The 8687-nt window shown below is 77.4% G+C and carries 7 protein-coding genes; 5 read left to right on the top strand and 2 right to left on the bottom strand.

Going from position 1 to position 8687, the window contains the following annotated elements; genetic code table 11:
- Positions 1-86: 86 nt before the first annotated feature.
- Positions 87-860 (bottom strand): IclR family transcriptional regulator, encoded by a 774-nt coding sequence (locus tag CBZ_RS09770; protein ID WP_174768655.1) that lies wholly within the window; start codon positions 858-860, stop codon positions 87-89.
- 126 nt (positions 861-986) lie between these two features.
- Between CBZ_RS09770 and hutH the strand changes: the two genes are divergently transcribed.
- From hutH to hutI, 5 genes are read left to right on the top strand one after another with little or no spacing between them, the layout of a single operon-like run.
- Entirely contained in the window at positions 987-2672 is a 1686-nt protein-coding gene (gene hutH / locus CBZ_RS09765) for a histidine ammonia-lyase (protein ID WP_130781373.1), read from the top strand.
- Positions 2669-4333 (top strand): urocanate hydratase, encoded by a 1665-nt coding sequence (gene hutU, locus CBZ_RS09760; protein WP_130781372.1) that lies wholly within the window; start codon positions 2669-2671, stop codon positions 4331-4333. The genes hutH and hutU overlap by 4 nt, the downstream gene beginning before the upstream one ends.
- A 20-nt stretch (positions 4334-4353) precedes the next feature.
- Positions 4354-5688, top strand: a complete 1335-nt coding sequence (locus tag CBZ_RS09755; protein ID WP_130781371.1) for an allantoate amidohydrolase — start codon at positions 4354-4356, stop codon at positions 5686-5688.
- A gap of 28 nt (positions 5689-5716) precedes the next feature.
- Positions 5717-7057, top strand: coding sequence for a formimidoylglutamate deiminase (locus CBZ_RS09750; RefSeq protein ID WP_130781370.1), 1341 nt, complete (start codon positions 5717-5719; stop codon positions 7055-7057).
- Positions 7057-8223 (top strand): imidazolonepropionase, encoded by a 1167-nt coding sequence (gene hutI / locus CBZ_RS09745; protein WP_130781369.1) that lies wholly within the window; start codon positions 7057-7059, stop codon positions 8221-8223. The genes CBZ_RS09750 and hutI overlap by 1 nt, the downstream gene beginning before the upstream one ends.
- A 49-nt stretch (positions 8224-8272) precedes the next feature.
- Here hutI and CBZ_RS09740 read toward each other — a convergent pair.
- A partial coding sequence (locus tag CBZ_RS09740) for an aggregation-promoting factor C-terminal-like domain-containing protein (RefSeq protein WP_130781368.1) occupies positions 8273-8687 on the bottom strand: 415 nt, incomplete at its 5' end.

Genomic DNA, 8687 nt, shown 5'->3' with positions numbered 1-8687 from the left:
GGTTAGGTCGGCGCGCCGGGGTCGGCACCCGGGGGCACGCCGGGCGGGCGTCGGCGACCGGAGCACGGGCCCGCCGTCGACCGGCGTCAGCCCGCGCCGCCGACGCGTCGGCTGAGGTCGGCGGCGGCCCGCTGGGCGGCACGGGCGAGCGCCTCGGCCCCCGTGGCGTCGACGTCGGGACGCGCGAACGTCACCGCGAGGCCCGCGATGGGGTGGCCCGTGTGGTCGCGCACGGCGACGCCGACCGACGCGAAGCCGGGCGTGACGTCGCCGTCCTCCGACGCCCACCCGCGGCGCCGCACCTCGACGAGCAGGTCACGCAGCTCGGCGGGGCGGCCAGGCCCGAGGCCGGTGCGGTCGACGAACGCGGCGCGGTCGGGGAACAGCGCGCGGACCTGCGGGCGGGGCAGCGCAGCGAGCATCGCACGGCCGCTCGCGGTGAGGTGAGCGGGCAGGCGGACGCCGACGTCGGTGACGAGCGCCGGTCGTCGCGTCGCGCGCTCCTCGACGACGTAGAGCACCTCCCGCCCGTGCAGGACCGCGAGGTGCCCGCTCTCCCCGACCTGGTCGACGAGCCGCGCGAGGACCGGGCGGGCGGCGCGCGCGAGCGGCGCCTGACGCGAGTAGGCGGAGCCGAGCTCGAACGCGCCGAGCCCCAGGCCGTAGCGGTGCTCCTCGGGCAGGTGCGCGACGAGCCCGTGCTGCCCGAGGACGGCGAGCAGGTGGTACGTCGTCGAGCGCGGGAGGCCGACGGCCTGCGCGATCGACGCCGCGGGCAGCGGCCCGGTCCGCGACAGGTGCCGCAGGATCCGCAGCGTGCCGTCGGCGGCGGGGACGTCGCTGCTGGGCACGGTCGCCACCTCCTGTCCGCATCCGGCCGGTCTCGCGCGACCCCGCGGCGGGCCGGTCGGTGGCGTCTGGTATCCCAGACATTAACCGCCGTCACGTCCGCCGCGGGTGTGCGGCGCGGAGGTCTCATGGAGCGCATGAGCACCACCGTCACGCCATCGGCGGCGCCGACCCCCGCGGACCCGGCGCGCACGGTCGTCGTCGGCGTCGGGCCCGTGACCATGGACGACGTCGTCGCCGTCGCCCGGCACGGCGCGAGCGTCGCCCTCGCACCGGAGGCCCTCGACGCGGTCGCCGCCGGCCGCGCCGTGATCGACGCCCTCGCCGCCGACACGCAGCCGCACTACGGCGTCTCGACGGGGTTCGGTGCGCTCGCCACCCGCTCGATCCCCGCCGAGCGGCGCACCGACCTGCAGCGCAGCCTGATCCGCTCGCACGCCGCCGGGACCGGCCCGGAGGTCGAGCGGGAGGTCGTCCGCGCGCTCATGCTGCTGCGCCTGTCGACGCTCGCGACGGGCCGCACGGGCGTCCGCCCGGCCACCGCGCAGGCCTACGCGGCGATGCTCGACGCCGGGATCACGCCCGTCGTCCGCGAGTTCGGGTCGCTCGGCTGCTCGGGCGACCTCGCGCCGCTCGCCCACTGCGCCCTCGCCCTCATGGGCGAGGGGGACGTCCGCGACGCCACGGGCACCCTGCGGCCCGCCGCCGACGCCCTCGCCGACGCCGGGCTCACGCCCGTGGTGCTCGCCGAGAAGGAGGGCCTCGCGCTCGTCAACGGCACCGACGGGATGCTCGGGCAGCTCGTCCTCGCGCTGCACGACCTCGACCGCCTGCTCGCGACCGCCGACGTCGCCGCGGCGCTCAGCGTCGAGAGCCTGCTCGGCACCGACGCCGTCTTCGCCGACGACCTGCAGGCGTTGCGCCCGCACCCCGGGCAGGCCGCGGCGGCCGCCCACCTGCGGACGCTGCTGCGCGGCTCCGGGATCATGGCCAGCCACCGCGGCCCCGGGTGCACCCGCGTGCAGGACGCGTACTCGCTGCGCTGCGCGCCGCAGGTCCACGGCGCCGCGCGCGACACCGTCGAGCACGCCCGCACCGTCGCAACGCGCGAGCTCGCCGCCGCGGTCGACAACCCCGTCGTCACGCCCGACGGACGCGTCGAGTCGAACGGCAACTTCCACGGCGCCCCCGTCGGGTACGTGCTCGACTTCCTCGCGATCGCCGTCGCCGACGTCGCGAGCATGTCCGAGCGGCGCACCGACCGGTTCCTCGACGTGTCCCGCAGCCACGGCCTGCCCGCGTTCCTCGCGCACGACCCGGGCGTCGACTCGGGCCTGATGATCGCCCAGTACACCGCCGCCGGGCTGGTCAGCGACCTCAAGCGGCTCGCGGTGCCGGCGAGCGTCGACTCGATCCCGTCGTCCGCGATGCAGGAGGACCACGTGTCGATGGGCTGGCACGCGGCCCGCAAGCTGCGCCGCGCCGTCGACGGCCTCGGCCGGGTCCTCGCGATCGAGGTCCTCACCGCCACGCGTGCGCTCGACCTGCGCGCACCGCTCGTCCCCGCGCTGGCGACCGGCGCCGTCCGCGACCTGCTGCGGGCGCGCGGTGTCGCCGGACCGGGACCGGACACCTCCCTCGCGCCGGACCTGGACGCCGTCGCCGCGCTCGTCGCGTCGGGCGAGGTCCTGGCCGCCGCCGACGCCGACCGCACGGCCGACGAGATCGGTACCTCCGACCGAGATCGGCACCTGCAGGTACCGATCTCGAGCGGACGTACCGATCTCGAGGCCGGACCCGAGCCCACCGAGGAGACCCGATGACCGCCGGCCCCCGACCGGTGCGCGCGCCGCGCGGCACCACGCTCACCGCCCGCAGCTGGCAGACCGAGGCGCCGCTGCGGATGCTCATGAACAACCTCGACCCCGAGGTCGCGGAGCGGCCTGACGACCTCGTCGTCTACGGCGGCACGGGCCGCGCCGCGCGGTCGTGGGACGCGTACGACGCGATCGTCCGCACCCTCACGACGCTCGGCGACGACGAGACGCTGCTCGTCCAGTCCGGCAAGCCCGTCGGCGTCCTCGCGACGCACGAGTGGGCGCCGCGCGTCCTCATCGCGAACTCGAACCTCGTCGGCGACTGGGCGACGTGGCCCGAGTTCCGCCGGCTCGAGCACCTGGGCCTCACGATGTACGGGCAGATGACGGCCGGGTCGTGGATCTACATCGGCACGCAGGGGATCCTCCAGGGCACGTACGAGACGCTCGCCGCGGTCGCCGCGCAGCGGTTCGGCGGCACGCTCGCCGGGACGCTGACGGTCACCGGCGGGTGCGGCGGGATGGGCGGGGCGCAGCCGCTCGCCGTCACGCTCAACGGGGGCGCGTGCCTGATCGTCGACGTCGACGGGGACCGCCTGCGCCGCCGCGTGCACGACCGCTACCTCGACCAGGTCGCCGACTCCCTCGACGCCGCGCTCGCGCTGGTGCTCGCCGCGAAGCGGGACCGCGTCGCGCTGTCGGTCGGCGTCGTCGGGAACTGCGCGGAGGTGCTGCCGGAGCTCCTGCGCCGCGGCGTCGAGGTCGACGTCGTCACCGACCAGACGTCCGCGCACGACCCGCTGTCCTACCTGCCCGTCGGGGTGTCCGTGGACGGGTGGGCCGACTACGCCGCCGCGAAGCCCGACGAGTTCACCGACCGTGCCCGCGAGTCCATGGCCCGGCACGTCGAGGCGATGGTCGGCTTCCTCGACGCCGGCGCCGAGGTCTTCGACTACGGCAACTCCATCCGTGACGAGGCCCGCCGCGGCGGGTACGACCGGGCGTTCGACTTCCCCGGCTTCGTGCCCGCCTACATCCGGCCGCTGTTCGCCGAGGGCAAGGGGCCGTTCCGGTGGGCCGCGCTGTCCGGCGACCCGCGCGACATCGCCGCGACCGACCAGGCGGTCCTCGACCTGTTCCCCGACGACGACCACCTGCACCGCTGGATCCGCGCCGCGCAGGACCGCGTCGCCTTCCAAGGGCTGCCCGCGCGGATCTGCTGGCTCGGGCACGGGGCGCGCGACCGCGCCGGGCTGCGGTTCAACGAGCTCGTCGCGTCCGGCGACGTCGCCGCGCCGCTCGTCATCGGCCGCGACCACCTCGACGCCGGGTCGGTCGCGTCCCCGTACCGGGAGACCGAGGCCATGGCCGACGGCTCCGACGCGATCGCCGACTGGCCGCTGCTCAACGCGCTCGTCGCCGCGTCGTCGGGTGCCACCTGGGTGTCGTTGCACCACGGCGGGGGCGTCGGGATGGGCCGGTCGATCCACGCGGGGCAGGTGTCCGTCGCCGACGGCACCGACCTCGCCGCGCGCAAGCTCGCGCGGGTGCTGTCGAACGACCCGGCGATGGGCGTGCTGCGGCACGTCGACGCCGGGTACGCGCGCGCCGAGCAGGTTGCGGACGCCCACGGCGTGCGGGTGCCGATGCGGGAGGGCGACGCGTGACCGCGCCGGGGACGGGTCGGGTGCGTCCGGACGACGCCGCGAGCGCGCCCGTTCCGGTCGGAGCGGCGACGCGCGTCGGCGCGGCGGGTGGCTCCGCTCTCGACGCCGGCGCCGGGCTTGGTCACGGCGAGGCGGCGCCGGTCGGTGCGGCGACGTTCCGCCGCGCGTGGGCGGACCTCGCCCCGGTCGGCCGCGCGCCCGACGGTGCCGGCTACCACCGGTTCGCGTGGACGCGCGAGGACCACACGCTGCGCGAGTGGTTCGCCGGCGAGGCCGCCGCGCGCGGCCTCGACCTGGTCACCGACCGGGCGGGCAACCAGTGGGCGTGGTGGGGCGACGCGGACGCGACGCCCGGCGTCGTCACGGGCAGCCACCTCGACTCGGTGCCCGGCGGGGGCGCGTTCGACGGCCCGCTGGGCGTCGTCAGCGCGTTCGCGGCGCTCGACGTCCTGCGCGCCCGCGGGGTGCGTCCCGCCCGCCCGCTGGGTGTCGCGGCGTTCGTCGACGAGGAGGGCGCACGCTTCGGCGTCGCGTGCGCGGGGTCGCGCCTGGTCACGGGCGTCCTCGACGCCGACCGGGCCCGCGCCCTCCGCGACGCCGACGGCACGACGATGGCCGACGCGCTGCGGGCCGCCGGGCGCGACCCGGCGTCGCTGGGCCCGGACCCCGACGCCCTCGCGCGGGTCGGCGCGTTCGTCGAGCTGCACGTCGAGCAGGGCCGCGGGCTCGTGCACGCCGGTGAGCCCGTCGGCGTCGGCCGGATGATCTGGCCGCACGGGCGGTGGCGCGTCGAGCTCCGCGGGCAGGCGAACCACGCGGGCACCACGCCGCTCGCCGACCGCGACGACCCGATGCTCGACCTCGCGGCGTTCGTCCAGCACGTCCGGACCGCCGCGACGACGGCCGGGGCGCTCGCGACCGTCGGGAAGGTGCGCGTCGAGCCGAACGGCGTCAACGCGATCCCGTCGCAGGTCACCGCGTGGCTGGACGTGCGCGCCGAGGACGAGGACCGCGTGCGGGCGGTCCTCGCGGCCCTCGCGACCTGGGCCCCGGCCGAGGAGTCGTGGACGCCGGTGACGTGGCTCGACGCGGACCTCGCGGACGACGTCGCGGAGGCGCTGGGCGCGACGGGCCTCGGTGCTGCGGACGCGGGCGTGCCCCGCCTCGGGACCGGCGCGGGCCACGACGCCGGGATCCTCGCGGCCGCCGGCGTCCCGACCGCGATGCTGTTCGTCCGCAACCCCACGGGCGTCTCGCACGCGCCGGCGGAGGACGCCGACGAGGCGGACTGCCTGACCGGCGTCGACGCGCTCGCCACGACGCTCGAGCACCTGCTGACCCGGGACCGGGCGTGAGCGTCCGGCACGCCCGCGCGAGGACGCGATGACCGGGAGCCCGTCGGCGTTCTGGGCGGCCGCCGCCTGGCTCCCCGACGGCCTCGCGCACGACGTGCGCGTCACGGTCGACGCGGGCCGCATCGCCGCGGTCACGACCGGCGTCACGGCCGACGCGCTCGACCACCGGCTCCCCGGCGTCGTCCTCCCCGGCTTCGCGAACGCCCACTCGCACGCGTTCCACCGGGCCCTGCGCGGACGGACGCACGGCGACGGCGGCACGTTCTGGACGTGGCGCGAGCGGATGTACGCGCTGGCGGCGACGCTCACCCCCGACACGTACCTGGACCTCGCGCGCGCGACGTTCGCGGAGATGGTCCTCGCGGGCGTCACGGCCGTCGGCGAGTTCCACTACCTGCACCACGCGCCGGGCGGGACCCCGTACGACGACCCCAACACGATGGCCGAGGCGCTGCGCACGGCCGCCCACGACGCGGGCCTGCGCCTCACGCTGCTCGACACCGCGTACCTCGCGGGCGGCATCGGTCGCCCCCTCGACGGTCCGGCCCTCCGGTTCGGCGACGCCGACGCCGACGCGTGGGCGACCCGTGTCGACGCGCTCCGCCCCGACGCCACCCTGACCGTCGGCGCGGCGATCCACTCGGTCCGCGCCGTCCCGCGCGACGCCCTCGCCGCCGTCGCGGCGCACGCCCGCACGGCCGGCCTGCCGCTGCACGTCCACCTGTCCGAGCAGCGCGCCGAGAACGACGACTGCCTCGCGGCGTACGGCACCACCCCGACGCGCACCCTCGCGGACGCGGGCGTCCTGGGCCCGACGACGACCGCCGTCCACGCCGTCCACCTCACGCCCGACGACGTCGCGATCCTGGGCTCGTCGTCGACCGGCGTCTGCCTGTGCCCGTCGACCGAGCGCGACCTGGGCGACGGCCTCGCCCCCGGCGCCGACCTGCGCGCGGCCGGGTCCCGCCTGTCGGTCGGCTCCGACCAGCACGTCCGCACCGACCTGCTCGCGGAGGCGCGGGACGTCGAGATGCACGAGCGGGTCGCCCGCGAGCGCCGCGGCGTCCTCGACCCGGCCGCCCTCGTCGACCTGCTGACGTCCGGTGGTCACGCGGCGCTCGGCGACCCGACGGGCGGCCGCCTCGCGGTCGGCGCCCCCGCGGACCTCGTCGCCGTCCGCACCGACACGCCGCGCACCGCCGGGGCCGACGCCGCGCAGCTCGTGCTGGTCGCCGGGAGCGTCGACGTCGACACGGTCGTCGTCGGGGGTACGGTCCGCGTGTCCGGCGGGCAGCACGTGCTCGGGGACGTCGGGACGCTGCTGACCCGCGCGGTCGCGGCGGCGTGGCACGAGGCCGAGGGGGCCTGATGACGTCGCACCTGGTCACCGGCATCGCCGAGCTGGTCACGCACGACGGCCGGTTCGCGGGGCCGCTGGGCGTCGTGCGGGACGCCGCGCTCGTCGTGGACGACGGCCGCGTCGCCTGGGCCGGCCCGTCGTCGTCGGCGCCCGCCGCCGACGCGCGGACGGACGTCGAGGGTCGTGCCGTCCTGCCGGGGTTCGTCGACTCGCACACCCACCTCGTCTTCGCGGGCGACCGCGCCGACGAGTTCGCGGCCCGCATGGCCGGCGCCCGGTACACCGGCGGGGGCATCGCCCGCACGGTCGCCGCGACCCGTGCGGCGGGCGACGACGCCCTGCGCGCCCACCTCGCGCGGCTCGTCGCCGAGGCCAAGGCGCAGGGCACGACGACCCTGGAGATCAAGAGCGGGTACGGGCTCGACGTCGTCCACGAGGAACGCCTGCTGCGGCTCGCGCGCGAGGTGACGCCCGAGACGACGTTCCTCGGGGCGCACGTCGTCCCTCCCGGCATCGACCGGAACGCGTACCTGGCGCTGGTCACCGGCCCGATGCTCGCCGCGTGCGCGCCGCACGCCCGCTGGGCCGACGTCTTCTGCGAGCCGGGCTCGCCGCACGCGTTCGACGGCGACGAGTCCCGCGCGGTCCTCACCGCCGCCGCGTCGGCCGGTCTGGGCCTGCGGGTGCACGCCAACCAGCTCGGCCCCGGACCGGGCGCGCTGCTCGCCGTCGAGCTCGGCGCCGCGAGCCTCGACCACGCGACGCACCTCGACGACGCCGACGTCACGGCCCTCGCCGACGCCGCCGCGCACGGCGGCCCGGTCGTGACCCTGATGCCGGGCGTCGAGCTGTCGACCCGCTCGCCCTACCCCGACGCCCGCCGGCTGCTCCACGCGGGCATCGAGGTCGCCCTCGCGACCGACTGCAACCCCGGCACCTGCTACTCGACGTCGATGCCGCTCATGATCGCCCTCGGCGTCGCGCACCTGCGGATGACCGTCGAGCAGGCCGTGCGTGCCGCGACGCTCGGCGGAGCACGCGCCCTGCGTCGTGACGACGTCGGGCACCTGCGCGTCGGCGCGCGCGCCGACCTGTGCGTCGTCGACGCGCCGAGCGTCGCCCACCTCGCCTACCGCCCGGGCGTCCCGCTGGCCCGCACGCTCGACGTCGGCTGAGGCGGGCCGGTCCCGACCACGCGCGTGCGCGCCGACGAGCCTGCCTGGCTCAGTACCAGCCGTGCGACTCCGAGTGCGCCCACGCCCCGCACGCCGACCCGTACCGCGCGTTGACGTACGACACGCCCCAGCGCACCTGCGTGTGCGGGTTCGTCTGCCAGTCCGCCCCCGCGGACGCCATCTTCGACGCGGGCAGCGCCTGCGGGATCCCGTAGGCGCCCGACGACTTGTTCTTCGCCGACGGGTTCCAGCCCGACTCCCGCGTGAACAGCGCGTCCAGGCAGCCGAACTGCTCGGCGCCGACGAGCGACGCCGCGTACTCCTTGACGTCCCCCACCGGCGTGCTGACCGGCACCGACGCGGCACCCTGTTGGCGGGCGGCGCCCCGCGCGGCCTCCCGCCGCGCCGTCTGGCGCGCCGCCTCCTCCTGCGCGGCGGCCGCGGCCGCCGCCTCCGCCGCGAGC

The organism is Cellulomonas biazotea (assembly GCF_004306155.1).
Taxonomy (GTDB): domain Bacteria; phylum Actinomycetota; class Actinomycetes; order Actinomycetales; family Cellulomonadaceae; genus Cellulomonas; species Cellulomonas biazotea.
Note: the sequence above shows the minus strand (reverse complement) of the source record. Positions and strands in the feature narration are given on the sequence as shown.

What these genes read in the sequence shown, in the direction of transcription:
- hutH (WP_130781373.1), top strand. Translation starts at nt 987, where the DNA reads ATGAGCACCACCGTCACGCCATCGGCGGCGCCGACCCCCGCGGACCCG.
- hutI (WP_130781369.1), top strand. Translation starts at nt 7,057, where the DNA reads ATGACGTCGCACCTGGTCACCGGCATCGCCGAGCTGGTCACGCACGAC.
- CBZ_RS09750 (WP_130781370.1), top strand. Translation starts at nt 5,717, where the DNA reads ATGACCGGGAGCCCGTCGGCGTTCTGGGCGGCCGCCGCCTGGCTCCCC.
- hutU (WP_130781372.1), top strand. Translation starts at nt 2,669, where the DNA reads ATGACCGCCGGCCCCCGACCGGTGCGCGCGCCGCGCGGCACCACGCTC.